Genomic DNA, 15,346 nt, shown 5'->3' with positions numbered 1-15,346 from the left:
ACCGCTTTCCCCCGGCTCTTCCCTCGCTCGTCCCCGCTCGTCCCCCGCTCGTCCCCCGCTCTTCCACGCGGTTCCTCAGATGCCCGTTTTGGGGCGGAGGTTGCCTGTCTGCCCTGTGGGATGCGCTACAAAAACCCGGATCTGTTTGAGGATTGAAAGCGGGCCGCCGTAGCGTCGTCCGGGCTGTTCGTCAGGCAGTGCGCCGCACCCGCGGCACCGGACAGTCATCGCCGAGTCCCCGTACGGCGCGAGCCAGGGGAGCCGGGGACCCATCGTCCCTGGGGTGAATCGGGCGCCCGCGCGGCTGCGAGGGGGCCCGTAGGAGACCTTCCTGCTCCGAACCCGTCAGCTAACCCGGTAGGCGAGAGGGAAGGAAAGGACCAGCCACTTCATGGCGTTCATGTGCGCCACCGGGAAGCACCGCAAGCCCGGTCGGGTCAAGCGGACCACGGCTCAGGCGGCCGGCGTCGCGGCCCTCACCACCACCGGTGTGATCGGCACCCTCGCCGCCTCCCCGGCGCTCGCCGCCGAGAACCCCACGGAGCAGACCGGCCTCGTCCCCGTCCTCACCATGACCGAGGACGTCCCCGAGCAGATCGACGCGCAGGCCGCCGCCCAGCAGCACGCCGCCGAGCAGAAGGCGGCCGAGGAGGCCGCGGCGAAGGCCGCCGCCAAGCGGGCCGAGGAGGTGCGGGCGGCCAAGGCCCGTGCCGCCCGCGAGGCGGAGCGCAAGCTGCTGAACACCTTCGTCGCCCCGATCGCGCACTCGTACGTCTCCACCGGCTACCAGGCCAGCAGCTCCCTGTGGTCCTCCGGCTCGCACACCGGCATCGACTTCCACGCGGCCAGCGGTACGGCCGTCCACGCGGTGGGTTCGGGCACGGTCGTCTCCACCGGCTGGGGCGGCGCGTACGGCAACCAGATCGTGATCCGGATGGCCGACGGCATGTACACCCAGTACGGGCACCTGTCGTCCATCGGCGTCACGGTGGGCCAGAAGGTCGTCCCGGGCCAGCAGATCGCCCTGTCCGGCGCCACCGGCAACGTCACCGGCCCGCACCTGCACTTCGAGGCGCGTACGACCCCCGAGTACGGCTCGGACGTCGACCCGGTCGCCTACCTCCGCAAGCACGGCGTGGACCTCTGACGCCACCGCACGGCTGTCCGAAGCCCCGGCTCACCGAGCCGGGGCTTTCGCCGTTTTTCGCAGCGTCCGCCGGATGCGCTGACCAAAAAATATCCATGGATTACCGCCTGCCGTCGGAAATTCCGGCCCATTGGAATAGAGTTCACGGAACACGCGTCCATCGTCGGCGTTTCACGGGGATTAAGGCGGAGGTCGGTCATGCGTATTCCGGCGCACTCGGTGTGCACGGCGATCCGGGACGACATCGTCGCCGGTGTCTACGAGCGCGGCGGCCGGCTCACCGAGGAAGTCCTGGCCCGCCGGTACGGCGTCTCGCGCGTCCCCGTGCGTGAGGCCCTGCGCACCCTGGAGGCCGAGGGGTTCGTGGTGACGCGCCGGCACGCGGGCGCGTGCGTGGCCGAGCCGACCGAGCAGGAGGCCGCCGACCTGCTGGAGATGCGGATGCTGTTGGAGCCGCTGGGCGCCGCCCGGGCCGCCCAGCGGCGTACCGAGGCCCATCTGAAGGTGCTGCGCGGCCTGGTCCGGCTGGGCCAGGAGCGGGCCAGGAGGGGCAGCAGCGAGGATCTCCGCTCGCTGGGCGGCTGGTTCCACGAGACGCTCGCCCAGGCCTGCGGCAGTCCCTCGCTGACCTCCATGCTCACCCAGCTGCGGCACAAGATCGCCTGGATGTACGCGGTGGAGGCGCCGGGCAGTCCCGTGGAGTCCTGGACGGAGCACGGGGCGATCGTGGACGCGGTGGCACGCGGGGACGCCGAGCGCGCGCGGGCGCTCACGGCCCTGCACGCCGAGCGTGCGACGGGCGCCCATCGACTGCGCTTTTCCGGGGCCGCCGAGCGTGTGAGGACTTCGCAACACGCCGTAAACATGTCGGGCCTGCGGCATTAACACGGGCGCCGTATACAAAGAAGAGGTATTTCCGGGCGGGGCATTTCTGCTGCCCGGATTTATCGTGCCCGGAATTATGGCGCCGGCCGCCCCGTAAATCGACGGCAGCTGCCGGAGCACTTCCACGTAGGGGCGAAGCCGCGCCGCTCCGGGGACGACGGGCGCCGCTCCGGATACGGCGAAGCCGCGCCGCCCCGAAAGGCGAACGCGGCTCCGGCGCTCTGATCGACGGCTCGCTCAGACGGTCTCGGGCAGCTCCTCCAGGCCCTCGGAGACCAGCTTGGCCAGACGGTCGAGGGCGGCGTCCGCACCCTCGGCGTCGGAGGCGAGGACGATCTCCTCGCCACCCTGGGCGCCCAGGCCCAGGACGGCCAGCATGGAGGCCGCGTTGACGGGGTTGCCCCCGGCCTTGGCGATCGTCACCGGGACGCCTGCGGCCGTGGCGGCTCGGACGAAGATGGAGGCGGGGCGGGCGTGGAGGCCCTCGGCCCAGCCGACGTTGACGCGGCGCTCAGCCATGTGTTGCTGCCCTTCGGTGTTCAGGGTTGTCTAGACCAGTTTCCCACATCGTGAAGCGTGCCCGGAGGGGACTGCGTCCCCTCTCGGTGTGGCGCCGGACCGCGGCCTCGGTCCGGCTCTTCCGTCCTCCACAGACTGCCTCGCGCCGTTGTCGGACGCGAGCCGTACTCTGGGGCCCATGCAGACCTCGGCGGACCGGCAGGACCGGTACCAGTACCCCGCCCACTGGGAGGCGGACGTGGTGCTGCGCGACGGTGGTACCGCGCGCATCCGGCCCATCACCGTTGATGACGCCGACCGCCTGGTCAGTTTCTACGAGCAGGTCTCGGACGAGTCGAAGTACTACCGCTTCTTCGCGCCGTACCCGCGACTCTCCGCCAAGGACGTCCACCGCTTCACGCACCACGACTTTGTGGACCGGGTGGGACTCGCGGCCACCATCGGCGGCGAGTTCATCGCCACCGTACGCTATGACCGCATCGGCACGGACGGGCTGCCCGCGTCCGGGGCGGCCGACGAGGCCGAGGTCGCCTTCCTGGTGCAGGACGCCCACCAGGGCCGCGGGGTCGCCTCCGCGCTGCTGGAGCACATCGCGGCCGTGGCGCGCGAGCGGGGCATCCGCCGTTTCGCCGCCGAGGTGCTGCCCGCCAACAACAAGATGATCAAGGTGTTCACGGACGCCGGCTACACCCAGAAGCGCAGCTTCGAGGACGGCGTCGTCCGCCTGGAGTTCGACCTCGAACCCACCGACCGCTCCCTCGCCGTGCAGCGCGCGCGGGAGCAGCGCGCCGAGGCCCGCTCGGTACGGCGGCTCCTCACCCCCGGCTCCGTCGCGGTCGTCGGCGTCGGCCGTGCCCCCGGCGGAGTGGGCCGCGGCGTCCTCGGCAACATCCGCGACGCCGGCTACCCCGGCCGTCTGTACGCGGTGAACAAGGCCTTCCCCGAAGACCTCAAGGAGGTCGACGGGGTGCCCGCGCACCGCTCGGTGCGGGACATCGACGCGCCGGTGGACCTCGCCGTCGTCGCCGTACCGGCCGAGGACGTGCCCGCCGTGGTCGCCGAGTGCGGCGAACACGGCGTCCAGGGACTGGTCGTGCTCTCCGCCGGATACGCCGAGAGCGGGCCCGAGGGACGCGAGCGGCAGCGCGCCCTCGTGCGGGCCGCGCGCGCGTACGGCATGCGGATCATCGGCCCGAACGCCTTCGGGATCATCAACACCGCCGCCGAGGTCCGGCTGAACGCCTCCCTCGCACCCGAGATGCCCCGCCCCGGCCGCATCGGGCTGTTCGCCCAGTCCGGGGCCATCGGCATCGCCCTGCTGTCCCGGCTGCACCGGCGCGGCGGAGGGGTCACCGGTGTCACCGGCGTCTCCACGTTCGTGTCCGCCGGCAACCGCGCCGACGTCTCCGGCAACGACGTCCTGCAGTACTGGTACGACGACCCCGAGACCGACGTCGTCCTCATGTACCTGGAGTCCATCGGCAACCCCCGCAAGTTCACCCGCCTCGCCCGGCGGACGGCGGCGGCCAAGCCGCTCGTGGTGGTCCAGGGCACCGGCACGGCACCCCAGGGCCACGCGGTACGGGCGACGCGGCTGCCGTACGCGACCGTCTCCGCGCTGCTCCGGCAGGCCGGCGTGATCCGGGTCGACACGATCACCGAGCTGGTCGACGCGGGGCTGCTCCTCGCGCGCCAGCCGCTGCCCACGGGGCCGCGCGTGGCCATCCTCGGCAACTCCGAGTCGCTGGGCGTGCTGACGTACGACCGGTGCCTCGCCGAGGGGCTGCGGCCGGCCCGGCCGGTGGACCTGACGACCGGGGCGAGGGCGGAGGACTTCCACCGGGCGCTCGCCGCGGCGCTGGCCGACGACACGAACGACGCCGTCGTCGTGACGGCGATCCCCGCGATCGGAGAGGGCTCGCCGGGGGACGCCGAGCTGGCGGAGGCGCTGCGGTCGGCCGCCGCGGCGGTGCCGGGAAAGCCGGTGCTGGTGGTGCACGTGGAGCTGGGGGGACTGGCGGAGGCGCTGTCGGCCGCGGCGAGCACGGCACCCGGGGCCGTCGACAAGGCGCCCGGCACCGCGGAGGCCGCGGCCCCGGCCACCCTGACGACCCCTCCCGAGGGCACGCACCTCATCCCGGCCTACCCCGCCGCCGAACGTGCCGTCCGGGCCCTCGCCGAAGCCGTGAAGTACGCCGAGTGGCGGCGGGAGGCGGCCGATCCCGGGAGGGTGCCGGAGTTCGACGACATCGACGAGAAGGGGGCCGCCCGGCTGATCGGCGAGCTGCTCGCGCGCGGGGAGGGGCTCACCATCTCCGACGCGGAGACCTGCGAGCTGCTCGGCAGGTACGGCATACCCGTGCGCCGCGCCCTGCCCGCGCCCACCCCGGACGCGGCCGTGGAGGCCGCCCGCGCGCTCGGCTACCCGGTCGCCCTCAAGGCCACCGCCCCGCACCTGAGGCACCGCGCCGACCTGGGCGGCGTACGCCTGGACCTCGCCGACGAGGAGCAACTGCTGCGGGCGTACACCGAGTTGACCGAGCTGTTCGGGCAGCCGGAGGAACTGCGTCCGGTGGTGCAGGGCATGGCACCGCGCGGGGTCGACACGGTCGTCCGCGCGGTGATCGACCCGGCGGCCGGCGCCGTGCTGTCCTTCGGCCTGGCCGGCGCCGCCTCCCAGCTGCTCGGCGACATGGCCCACCGGCTGGTCCCCGTCACCGACCGGGAGGCGACCTCCCTCGTGCGGTCCATCCGGACGGCACCGCTGCTGTTCGGCTGGCGCGGCTCCACACCGGTGGACACCCCGGCCCTGGAGGAGCTGCTGCTGCGGGTGTCCCGACTGGTCGACGACCACCCGGAGGTGGTCGCGGTCACCCTGGAGCCGGTCGTCGTCGCCCCGCACGGAGTCAGCGTGCTCGGCGCCACGGTGCGTCTCGCACCACCCCCCGCCCGCGACGACCTCGGCCCGCGGACCCTGCCGGCCTACTGAGCGGGCCCGGGGGAAGGGGAGCGCATGGAGATCGCGGGACGGAAGCTGCCCGAGGGCAGCTGGTGGGACTGGGAGATCACCGCCTGCGACGCGGGGCAGCTGCGCCTGGCCGCCGGGTACGACCTCACCTACCACCACGGCCTCGAAGTGATCTTCACCGCCCCGCTGTTCGTCTCCTGCCCGCCGGCCTTCCAGGACCCCGTCTTCCGCCCGCCCACCCCCGGGAGACGGCCCGTCTCGCCCGGGTCCTGGGCGAGGCCGCGCCCCTCGTCGTCGCGTTCGAGGCGGACGCCGGCGGCCGGGAGGCCGTCTCCTGCCTGGTCGCCGCCGAAGCGCCGGCCATCCTCCCGGGGTCCGTGCCCAGGCCCCGGCGCGCGGACACGGAGGCCGCTCCCGGTCCGGGCGACTGGCCCGGACCCCCCTTGCCCACGGATTAGGATGGACGCCATGGCCAAGACCAGTACGACGACCCAGGGGCTGCGCGCGGCGATCGAGCGCAGCGGCTACTACCCGGCCCTCGTGGCCGAGGCGGTGGAGGCCGCTGTGGGCGGCGAGCCCGTCCGGTCGTACCTGGTCCACCAGGAGACCACCTTCGACCAGAACGAGGTGCGGCGGCACGTGACCGTCCTGGTGCTCACCGGCAACCGCTTCATCGTCAGCCACACCGACGAGCAGGCCGCCGACAGCACCTCCCCGACGCCGTACGCCACCACCTCCACCGAGTCCGTGAAGCTCGACCGGATCTCCTCGGTCGTGGTCAGCCGGGTGGTCGCCAACCCCGAGCAGTACAAGCCGGGCACGCTGCCCCGCGAGGTCGTGCTCACCATCGGCTGGGGCGCCGTCAACCGCATCGACCTGGAGCCCGCCGCCTGCGGCGACCCCAACTGCGACGCCGACCACGGCTACACGGGCAGCTCCACGGCGGACGACCTCAGCCTGCGCGTCAGCGAGGCCGGGGACGGCCCGGAGACGGTGCGCCAGGCGCTCGCCTTCGCGCAGTCCATCTCGGAGGCGACCGCGGACCTCACCCGCTGATGTCCCAGCTCTCCGCCTGGGACCACCCGGAACCCCTCGCCCTCCACACCGCCCCGCTGCCCGAGTACGGCACCGGCTCCCTCGCCGACCTGCTGCCCACCCTGGCCGCGGGCATGGGCGTCCCCGGCCTGACCGCCACGATCGGCGAGCTGACCCCCGCCGACCGGGTCTGCGTCTTCCTGATCGACGGCCTCGGCTGGGAGCAGCTCAGGGCCCACCCGGACGAGGCGCCCTTCCTGACCTCCCTGCTCGGCAGCTCGCGCGGCGGCACCGGCCGTCCGCTCACCACCGGGTACCCGGCGACCACCGCGACCTCCCTCGCCTCCGTCGGCACCGGCCTGCCGCCCGGCGCCCACGGCCTGCCCGGCTACGCCGTGCGCAACCCGGAGACCGGCGAGCTGATGAACCAGCTCCGCTGGCAGCCGTACACGGAACCGCGCCCCTGGCAGCCGTACCCCACCGTCTTCCAGCTGGCCCACGAGGCCGGGGTGCACGCCGCCCAGGTGTCCTCGCCCGCCTTCGAGCACACCCCGCTCACCAAGGTCGCGCTCAGCGGCGGCAGCTTCCACGGCCGGCTCACCGGCGAGGACCGCATGGACCTGGCGGCCGGGCAACTGGCCGCCGGGGACCGCTCGCTGGTGTACACGTACTACTCCGAGCTGGACGGCGCCGGACACCGCTACGGCGTGGCCTCCGATACCTGGCGCGGCCAGCTCATGAACGTCGACCGGCTCGCCCAGCGCCTCGCCGAGCAGCTGCCGCCGCGCAGCGCCCTCTACGTCACCGCCGACCACGGCATGGTCGACGTGCCGTTCGACGAGCAGCACCGCATCGACTTCGACGAGGACTGGGAACTGCGCGCCGGCGTCGCCCTGCTGGGCGGGGAGGGCCGGGCCCGGCACGTGTACGCGGTGCCGGGCGCCGAGAACGACGTCCTGACCGTCTGGCGCGAGGTGCTCGGGGAGCAGTTCTGGGTGGCGTCGCGGGACGAGGCGATCTCGGCCGGCTGGTTCGGGCCGCCCGGCGAGTGCGACGAGCGCGTGTACCCGCGGATCGGCGACGTGGTCGCCGCCGCGCACGACGACGTCCTGATCATCGCCTCCGAACGGGAGCCCAAGGAGTCCGCGCTGGTCGGCAACCACGGCTCGATGACCCCTGCCGAGCAGCTGGTCCCGCTGCTCGAAGTACGCTCCTGACCCCTCGCCCTGTCCTCCCCCGCTGAAAGGTCCTCAACGTCTCATGCCCGAGCTGGTGTTCTTCTCCGGAACCATGGACTGCGGGAAGTCGACGCTGGCTCTGCAGATCGAGCACAACCGCTCGGCGCGCGGGCTGGTCGGGATGATCTTCACCCGGGACGACCGGGCGGGCGAGGGCAAGCTGTCCTCCCGGCTGGGCCTGGTCACCGACGCGGTGGAGGTCGAGGACGGCCAGGACCTGTACGCCTACCTCGTGGACCATCTCTCGCAGGGCGGCCGGGCCGACTACGTGATCGCGGACGAGGCGCAGTTCCTCGCACCCGGGCAGATCGACCAGCTCGCCCGCGTGGTGGACGATCTCGGCCTGGACGTCTTCGCCTTCGGCATCACCACCGACTTCCGCTCCAAGCTGTTCCCCGGTTCGCAGCGGCTCGTGGAGCTGGCCGACCGGATCGAGGTGCTCCAGGTGGAGGCGCTGTGCTGGTGCGGCGCCCGCGCCACGCACAATGCCCGCACGATCGGCGGCGAGATGGTGGTCGAGGGCGCCCAGGTGGTCGTCGGCGACGTCAACCAGGCCGCGGGCGAGGTCGGCTACGAGGTGCTGTGCCGCCGCCACCACCGGCGCCGGATGACCGCCGCGTCGGCCCGCGCGGCGGCCCTGTCCCCGGACGTGCTGCCCGTCCCCTCCGCCTGACCCTCCCGGCCCGTACGGATATTCCGCGCGGGTCCTGGACCTGCCCCTCCCGGCCCGTACGGGGCTCAGCGCGGATCCTGGACCACCGAGAACTCCGCGCCCTCCGGGTCGGCCACCGACGCCACCCGCCCGTGCGGGCTGTCGTGGGCGGGCCGCAGGATCCGGCCGCCCAGGCCGGTGACCTGCCGCAGCGTTTCTCCGAGGTCGGCCACCTCGAAGTACGTCTCCCAGTGCGGCCCCCGGTCCCGCGGCAGTGCCTGGCCCATGCCGTGCAGTCCGGCCACCGGCCGGCCGTCGAGGCGCAGGGTCAGGTAGTCGAAGTCGGCGGACACCTCCGGCTCCTCCTCGAAGCCGAAGACGCTCTTGTAGAACTTGCCGACGCTCTCCGTCTCGAAGGTGCGCAGCTCGTTCCAGACCGGCGTGCCGGGCACCCCGGTGACCGCCGTGCCGAAATGCGCGGTGGCCTGCCAGATCCCGAACACCGCCCCGGCCGGGTCGGAGGCGATCACCATCCGCCCGGCCTCGGCGGCGTCCAGCGGGCCGACGGCCACCGTGCCGCCGCACAGCCGTACCGTGTCCGCGGTCTGGTCCACGTCGTCCGAGGCGAGGTACGGCGTCCAGGCGACCGGCAGCCGGCGGTCCGGCGGCAGCTGGCCCATGCCCGCCACCTCCCGCCCGTCCAGCAGCGCCCGCACATACGGGCCGAGCTGCTGCGGGCCCGGCCGGAACTCCCAGCCGAACAGCTCACCGTAGAACTCCTCGGTGGTGTCCAGCCCGTGCACCATCAGGCTCACCCAGCAGGGCGTGCCGGGCACGCGCCGTGCGTGCGGACCGGCCGACTCCGGTGCCTCGGTCATCGATCACTCTCTCCCCGGCCCCTCGCGGTGGCCGTGTCGCTTCCGCTCCCCGGAAGGGGTGTCCACGCCGCTGGCGCGTACGCCCGTGCCGGTACCCGCATCCTCCGCGGTGGCCCGGGGCCGTACCGCGCCGCTCGGCCGTCACCACGAAAGGATGCCCGATCTGCCGTCTTTCGCCGCTTCCTGACGAGGGCCGGCGGGGGTCCGTCGGCTGTACGGCACGTGCTCGATCCCATACGCCTCGTGATCGAGCCTGTCCGGCCGAGCAGAGTAGCCGGACCTGGACGCCGCGGCCACCCCTGGCGTATGGATGGACGCCATGACAGCCATCATCACCGCATCCGAACTCGCACAGCAGCTGACCGGGGGCACCCCGCCGGTGCTGCTGGACGTGCGCTGGCAGCTGAGTCTTGCGAAGGCGGCGGGCGCGCCGGCCTTCGACGGCCGGGCCGAGTACGCGGCCGGGCACATCCCCGGCGCGGTCTTCGTCGACCTGGACCGGGAGCTGGCCTCCGCGCCCGGCGCGCACGGCCGCCATCCGCTGCCCGACCTCGCGGAGTTCGGCGCCGCGATGCGCCGCGCGGGCGTGTCGGCCGGGCGTCCGGTCGTCGTGTACGACGGCGGCCAGGGCTGGGCCGCCGCGCGCGCGTGGTGGCTGCTGCGCTGGACGGGTCACCCGGACGTGCGGGTGCTCGACGGCGGGTTGCCGTCCTGGGAAGGGGAACTGTCCACCGGGACACCGGCCCCGGCCGAGGGCGACTTCGCGCCCAGGCCCGCGGACGCGGGGCTGCTGGACGCGGACGAGGCCGCGGCCCTGGCCCGTACGGGTGTGCTGCTGGACGCGCGCGCGGGGGAGCGGTACCGCGGCGAGGTGGAGCCGGTCGACCGCGTCGGCGGGCACATCCCGGGCGCGGTCTCGGCCCCGACGACGGAGAACGTGGGCCCCGACGGCCGTTTCCTGCCCGCGGTGGAGCTGAAGGACCGTTTCAAGGCCCTGGGGGTGTCCGAGGACACCGAGGTGGGCGTGTACTGCGGTTCGGGCGTCTCCGGCGCCCACGAGGTCCTCGCGCTGGCGGTGGCGGGCATCCCGGCGGCCCTGTACGTGGGTTCCTGGTCCGAATGGTCCTCGGACCCGTCCCGGCCGGTGGCGGTGGGGGCGGATCCGCAGTAGCGGGGCTCCTCCCCGGGAGGGGGCACGCGCGCGTGCCCCCTCCCAGGGAGGCCTACTCCTGCTTCTTGCGCCGGGTGCCGAACACGATCTCGTCCCAGCTCGGGACGGCGGCGCGGCGGCCGGGGCGGACGCCGTCGGCCTCGGCCTGGCGGTCGGTCGCGCCGATCAGCCGGTCGCGGTGGCTGCCGACGGAACGCGGCATGAGGACATCCGCGTAGGCGGAGCCGGCGGACGCGGCCGGCGCCGGCGGCTCCTCGGCGGCGGGTTCGTCCTCGGACTCCTCGGCGGGCTCCGCGGGGCGTTCCGGGACCACCAGGTCGCCCCGGAAGCTCGGCACGGCCTCCAGCAGGCTGGTCAGCGAGTCGCGTTCGCCCGCGCCCTCCTCGGCCGGCTCCGACGACTGCGCGGGCAGGCTGGGCCGTTCGCGGTCGCTGCGGTCGAGAGCGCGGTCCATGGAGCGCTCGCGCGGCAGCCGGGCGATGCGCGGGACGAACGGGAAGCTCGGCTCCGGCACGGCCAGGTCGTCGGACTCGCCGATGAGCGAGCGTGCCTCGTCGTCCACGGCCTGCACGAGCCGCCGGGGCGGGTCGTACGTCCAGCTCGCCGAGTGCGGTTCGCCCGCGACCCGGTAGACGAGGAGCACCTCCCAGGTGCCGTCGTCGCGGCGCCAGGAGTCCCACTGCACGGTGTCCTTCTCGGCACCGCGCAGCAACAGCCGCTCCTGCACGGCCTCGCCGAGCAGCGGGCCGGAGTTCTCACCGGGGCGGCGGACCGGGGTCTTGCGGGCCCGCTCGGCCATGAAGGCGCGCTCGGCCAGCACCGGGCCCTCGAAGCGCCGTACCCGGTCGACGGGGATGCCGGCGAGCTGGGCGACCTCTTCCGCGGTGGCACCGGCTCGTATCCGCGCCTGGATGTCCCGCGGGCGCAGATGGCTCTCGACCTCGATCTCGATCTGGCCGAGGCGCGGCCGGTCGCCGCGCACGGCGGCGCGCAGGCGTTCGTCGATCGGAAGCGTGTACTCCGTAGAGTCGGCAGCCTTCAGCACCAGCCGTGTGCCGTCATTCGAGACGGCCACGACACGCAGTTCGGGCATGGGGACCTCCCGGGTGGTGCCTGCCGACGTCACGTGCGTCGCTGCTTCCGCTAGTCGAGTGTGGCCTGCCCGGGTGCAGCCTGCCACAACCTTGCCGAGTTGCCCGGCGTGTCGGGCGCGGGCCCGGGACCGCCGTTATGGCACGGTTACCTGTTCGCAACGCTAAGTGACCAACTGCGTCACCCTGTGCAACTAGCCCCCTCCCGGCGGTCCTGGCTGGCCGCGGGCACCCTGGTGGGAGACCGGACCCAGGGCTCGCAACAGTACTCCATTCGGACCACGTGCGTGGATTGGCGCGCCGCCCAACTTCAGGCAAGGGCTGCGACTTGGCCCTTCGCAACCGGTTTTACCGATCATGAACGTGGTGAACTTCACGCAATCGCCAGAAACGGAACTAATGGTTTCGTCCGTACGTCCCCTTCTCGTGCAGTCGGTCGGTCAATGTCGATCAAGTACGGGAAAGGCAGGCAAGTTCCGGGTATGCGCGAGACACCCGATACGGGGCGGAAGCGGATCGATCTGAGCGTCCCCCAGGTCGCGGGCAGCGCCCTGGCGGCGGTCGTGGCGGCCAAACTGGCTTCGTACTTCGGGGTGTACGGCACGATCCTCGGCGCCGGCGTCGTCAGCGTCGTCGCCACCTGCGGCGGCTCCGTCTTCCAGCACTTCTTCAAGCGGACCGGGGAGCAGTTGCGGGAGAGGAACGCCGTGACGGCCCCGCCGAGGGAACAAGCGCCCGCGCCGCCGGGCGCGTTCACCGAGGGCACCGTCTACCGCGCGCGGGCGAGGGGCCGGCGCCGCCCGCTGGTCGCCGCGGCCCTGGTCTTCGGGGTCACCATGGCCGGCATCACGGCGTACGAGCTGGTGTCCGGCGGCACCTTCAGCGGCGGCGGCGGGACGACGGTCAGCGACGCCGTCACCGGCCGGGGCGCCTCCGGCGCCGGGTCCGGCGACGCACCCGCCCCTTCGCGCACCCCGTCCCCGCGGCACACGCCGTCCACCGGCGGCGGTACGGCCCCCGGCACCTCCCCGGCACCCGGCACCTCCCCGAGCGGGGAGCCGAGCAGCGACCCGGGCGGGGACGGCGGCGGGTCCGGCGGCGTCGAGAAGAGCGGCGAGCCGAGCGGCGACCCGGCCACCCCGGCCCCCACGTCCGCTGCGCCGAGCGCGTCCGCCACGACGCCTACGCCCCCAGCACCCTCCGCAGGTAGTCGTTCTGGAACAGCCGGTCCGGGTCGAGACGGTCCCGCAGCGCCGTGAACTCGCCGAAGCGCGGATACACCCGGGCGAGGTACTCCGCGTCCCGCGTGTGCACCTTGCCCCAGTGCGGACGTCCCTCGTGCGCGGTGAAGATGCGCTCGGCGGCGGTGAAGTACGCCTGGTACGGCGTGCCCCGGAACATGTGCACGGCGATGTAGGCGCTGTCCCGGCCGGAGGCGGTGGACAGGGTGATGTCGTCGGCCGGGGCGGTGCGCACCTCGACCGGGAAGCTGACCCGCAGGCCCGAGCGGTCGACCATGGTCCTCAGCTCGCGCAGCACCGTCACCAGGCCCGCGCGCGGGACGGCGTACTCCATCTCCACGAAGCGCACCCGGCGCGGCGAGGTGAACACCTTGTAGGGGATGTCCGTGTACGTCCGCGCGGACAGGGCCTTGCTGGAGATCTGCGCGATCGCCGGGACCGCCGCCGGGACCGCGCGGCCGACCCACTGGGCCACCTGGAAGACTCCGTTGGAGAGGAACTCGTCCTCGAACCAGCCGGCCAGCTGCCCCACCGGCTGTTCGGGGCCGGCGCTGCGGTTGTTCCGCTTGGTGTTGGTGTTGCCGGTGTGCGGGAACCAGTAGAACTCGAAGTGTTCGTTCTCGGCCCACAGTTGATCGAACTCGGCGACGACCCGCTCGAAAGGCATGGGTTCCTCGCGCGCCGTGAGCAGGAAGAGCGGCTCCACGGCGAAGGTGATCGCGGTGACGACGCCCAGGGCTCCCAGGCCGATCCGGGCGGCGGCGAAGACCTCCGGGTTCTCCTTCTCGGAGCAGGTGAGCACCGAGCCGTCGGCCGTGACGAGTTCGAGCCCCTTGATCTGGGCGGCGATGGAGCCGGACAGGCGGCCGGTGCCGTGCGTCCCGGTGCTGGTGGCCCCGGAGACCGTCTGCTCCATGATGTCGCCCATGTTGGTGAGCGACAGGCCCTCGCGCGCGAGAGCCGCGTTGAGTCTCTTGAGCGGGGTACCCGCCTCCACGGTGACCGTCATGGAGTCCCGGTCGATGCTGCGTATGCCCGTCAACAGTTGAGGGCGTATCAACACACCGTCGGTGGCGGCGATCGAGGTGAAGGAGTGTCCGGTCCCGACCGCCTTGACCTTCAGGCCGTCCTCCCGGGCGCGGCGCACCGCGGCGGCCAGCTCCTCCACCGAGGCCGGCTCGACCTGCCGGGCGGGCCGGGCCGCGACATTGCCGCCCCAGTTACGCCAGGTGCCGTTCTTCCCGCTCGCTGTGCTGCTCAACGGTGCCTCCCCGACCCGCGGCCGGCCTGCGCAGCCGGCGGTACCCGAGGAAACCGACCGCGACCGCGACGGCCCCGGACACGGCCGGAACCCCGTACCCGGCCCGTGGCCCGGCCGCGTCGATCACCCAGCCGGCCACGGAGGAGCCGACCGCGATGCCGACGGCGAGGCCGGTGCTCACCCAGGTCATGCCCTCGGTGAGCCGTGCGCGCGGTACGTGCTCTTCGATGAGGGACATCGTCGTGATCATCGTCGGCGCGATGGACAGCCCCGCTACGAACAGCGCCACGGCCAGAAGCGGCAGGTTTCCAACCAGTAGGAGGGGGATCATACTCACGGCCATCGCCGCCACGCCCAGCAGCCAGCGGCGCTCCGGCGCCCCGCGGAAGCGCAGCACTCCGAAGACCACGCCCGCCACGCAGGAACCGGCCGCGTACAGCGCGAGGACCACGCTCGCGGCGCCCTTGTGGCCGCGCTCGTCGGCGAAGGCGACGGTGACCACGTCCACGGCCCCGAAGATCGCGCCGGTCGCCACGAACGTCGCCACCAGCACCTGGAGCCCCGCGGAGCGCAGGGCACTGCCGCCGCCGTGTTCCTCGCGCGGGTGCGGCTCCGGCTCGGTGGCGCGCTGGGCGGTCAGCCAGAAGACGCCGGCGGCCAGGAAGCAGGCGGCCAGCAGGGGGCCCGCCTCCGGGAACCAGGTGGTGGACAGGCCGATGGAGATGATCGGCCCGAAGATGAAGCAGACCTCGTCCACGACCGACTCGAACGAGTAGGCGGTGTGCAGTTTCGGGGTGCCCCGGTACAGCGCCGCCCAGCGGGCCCGGACCATCGCGCCCAGACTCGGCACCGAGCCGATCCCGGCCGCGCACAGGAACAGCACCCAGTCCGGCCCGCGCAGGTGGGAGGCGAACAGCAGGCCGCCCGCCGCGGCCAGGGCCACCAGGGTCGCGGGGCGCAGCACCCGGCGCTGCCCGTGCCGGTCCACCAGCCGGGAGATCCGCGGCCCGATCGCGGCCGCGGACAGCGCCATGGTGGCCGACAGGGCGCCCGCGAGGCCGTACCGGCCGGTGAGCTGGGAGACCATCGTGACCACGCCGATGCCCATCATCGACAGCGGCATCCGGCCGAGGAATCCCGCGGCGGCGAAGGCCTGGGTGCCGGGCTCGGCGAACAGGGCTCTGTAGGGGCTGGGCACGCGGGTCTCCGTAAGGCGTGAAGCAGGGGGCAACAGCTTACGGGTTAGGTCACCCTAAGTCT

The 15,346-nt window shown here is 73.2% G+C and carries 13 protein-coding genes and 1 riboswitch; of the genes, 8 read left to right on the top strand and 5 right to left on the bottom strand.

Annotated elements, in window-relative coordinates:
- The first annotated feature begins 218 nt into the window (after positions 1-218).
- Positions 219-379, top strand: a riboswitch (cyclic di-AMP (ydaO/yuaA leader).
- Between the two features lie 12 nt (positions 380-391).
- A complete protein-coding gene (locus IEZ20_RS31745; RefSeq protein WP_189305090.1) occupies positions 392-1,147 on the top strand; it encodes a M23 family metallopeptidase in 756 nt (251 codons plus the stop codon).
- Between the two features lie 198 nt (positions 1,148-1,345).
- Complete coding sequence (locus IEZ20_RS31740; protein WP_189305088.1) at positions 1,346-2,032, top strand: GntR family transcriptional regulator; 687 nt, start codon at positions 1,346-1,348, stop codon at positions 2,030-2,032.
- A 237-nt stretch (positions 2,033-2,269) separates the two neighbouring features.
- Here the strand turns inward: IEZ20_RS31740 and IEZ20_RS31735 are convergent, their stop codons facing one another.
- Positions 2,270-2,551 (bottom strand): HPr family phosphocarrier protein, encoded by a 282-nt coding sequence (locus IEZ20_RS31735; protein WP_014675499.1) that lies wholly within the window; start codon positions 2,549-2,551, stop codon positions 2,270-2,272.
- Positions 2,552-2,729: 178 nt separating this feature from the next.
- Between IEZ20_RS31735 and IEZ20_RS31730 the strand changes: the two genes are divergently transcribed.
- From IEZ20_RS31730 to IEZ20_RS31715, 4 genes are all read left to right on the top strand, one after another.
- Positions 2,730-5,540 carry a bifunctional acetate--CoA ligase family protein/GNAT family N-acetyltransferase gene (locus IEZ20_RS31730; RefSeq protein WP_189305086.1) on the top strand — a complete coding sequence of 937 codons (2,811 nt, stop codon included), beginning with the start codon at positions 2,730-2,732 and terminating at the stop codon, positions 5,538-5,540.
- A gap of 438 nt (positions 5,541-5,978) precedes the next feature.
- Positions 5,979-6,575 (top strand): DUF5998 family protein, encoded by a 597-nt coding sequence (locus tag IEZ20_RS31725; protein ID WP_189305084.1) that lies wholly within the window; start codon positions 5,979-5,981, stop codon positions 6,573-6,575.
- A complete protein-coding gene (locus IEZ20_RS31720; protein ID WP_189305083.1) occupies positions 6,575-7,771 on the top strand; it encodes an alkaline phosphatase family protein in 1,197 nt (398 codons plus the stop codon). The genes IEZ20_RS31725 and IEZ20_RS31720 overlap by 1 nt, the downstream gene beginning before the upstream one ends.
- Positions 7,772-7,814: 43 nt before the next feature.
- The gene (locus tag IEZ20_RS31715; protein ID WP_189305081.1) at positions 7,815-8,465 is read left to right on the top strand and encodes a thymidine kinase; all 651 of its coding nucleotides are present in this window, start codon (positions 7,815-7,817) and stop codon (positions 8,463-8,465) included.
- A 65-nt stretch (positions 8,466-8,530) separates the two neighbouring features.
- Here IEZ20_RS31715 and IEZ20_RS31710 read toward each other — a convergent pair whose 3' ends face one another.
- Entirely contained in the window at positions 8,531-9,322 is a 792-nt protein-coding gene (locus tag IEZ20_RS31710) for a VOC family protein (protein ID WP_189305080.1), read from the bottom strand.
- Between the two features lie 319 nt (positions 9,323-9,641).
- Between IEZ20_RS31710 and IEZ20_RS31705 the strand changes: the two genes are divergently transcribed.
- Positions 9,642-10,493 carry a sulfurtransferase gene (locus IEZ20_RS31705; protein ID WP_189305078.1) on the top strand — a complete coding sequence of 284 codons (852 nt, stop codon included), beginning with the start codon at positions 9,642-9,644 and terminating at the stop codon, positions 10,491-10,493.
- Between the two features lie 52 nt (positions 10,494-10,545).
- On the opposite strand, the gene sepH is transcribed toward IEZ20_RS31705, so the two are convergent.
- Complete coding sequence (gene sepH, locus IEZ20_RS31700; RefSeq protein ID WP_189305076.1) at positions 10,546-11,586, bottom strand: septation protein SepH; 1,041 nt, start codon at positions 11,584-11,586, stop codon at positions 10,546-10,548.
- 480 nt (positions 11,587-12,066) lie between these two features.
- Here sepH and IEZ20_RS31695 point away from each other — a divergent pair, with 480 nt between their 5' ends.
- The gene (locus tag IEZ20_RS31695) at positions 12,067-12,843 is read left to right on the top strand and encodes a hypothetical protein (RefSeq protein ID WP_189305074.1); all 777 of its coding nucleotides are present in this window, start codon (positions 12,067-12,069) and stop codon (positions 12,841-12,843) included.
- Here IEZ20_RS31695 and IEZ20_RS31690 read toward each other — a convergent pair.
- Positions 12,767-14,086, bottom strand: a complete 1,320-nt coding sequence (locus IEZ20_RS31690; RefSeq protein ID WP_189305072.1) for a D-arabinono-1,4-lactone oxidase — start codon at positions 14,084-14,086, stop codon at positions 12,767-12,769. The two genes, IEZ20_RS31695 and IEZ20_RS31690, sit on opposite strands and share 77 nt — an antisense overlap.
- Positions 14,046-15,284 (bottom strand): MFS transporter, encoded by a 1,239-nt coding sequence (locus IEZ20_RS31685; protein WP_189305070.1) that lies wholly within the window; start codon positions 15,282-15,284, stop codon positions 14,046-14,048. The genes IEZ20_RS31690 and IEZ20_RS31685 overlap by 41 nt, the downstream gene beginning before the upstream one ends.
- Positions 15,285-15,346 lie beyond the last annotated feature (62 nt).

It is taken from the genome of Streptomyces cinerochromogenes, from assembly GCF_014648635.1.
Taxonomy (GTDB): domain Bacteria; phylum Actinomycetota; class Actinomycetes; order Streptomycetales; family Streptomycetaceae; genus Streptomyces; species Streptomyces cinerochromogenes.
The sequence above is the reverse complement of the archived record's forward strand: the minus strand, read 5'-3'. Positions and strand labels throughout refer to the sequence as shown.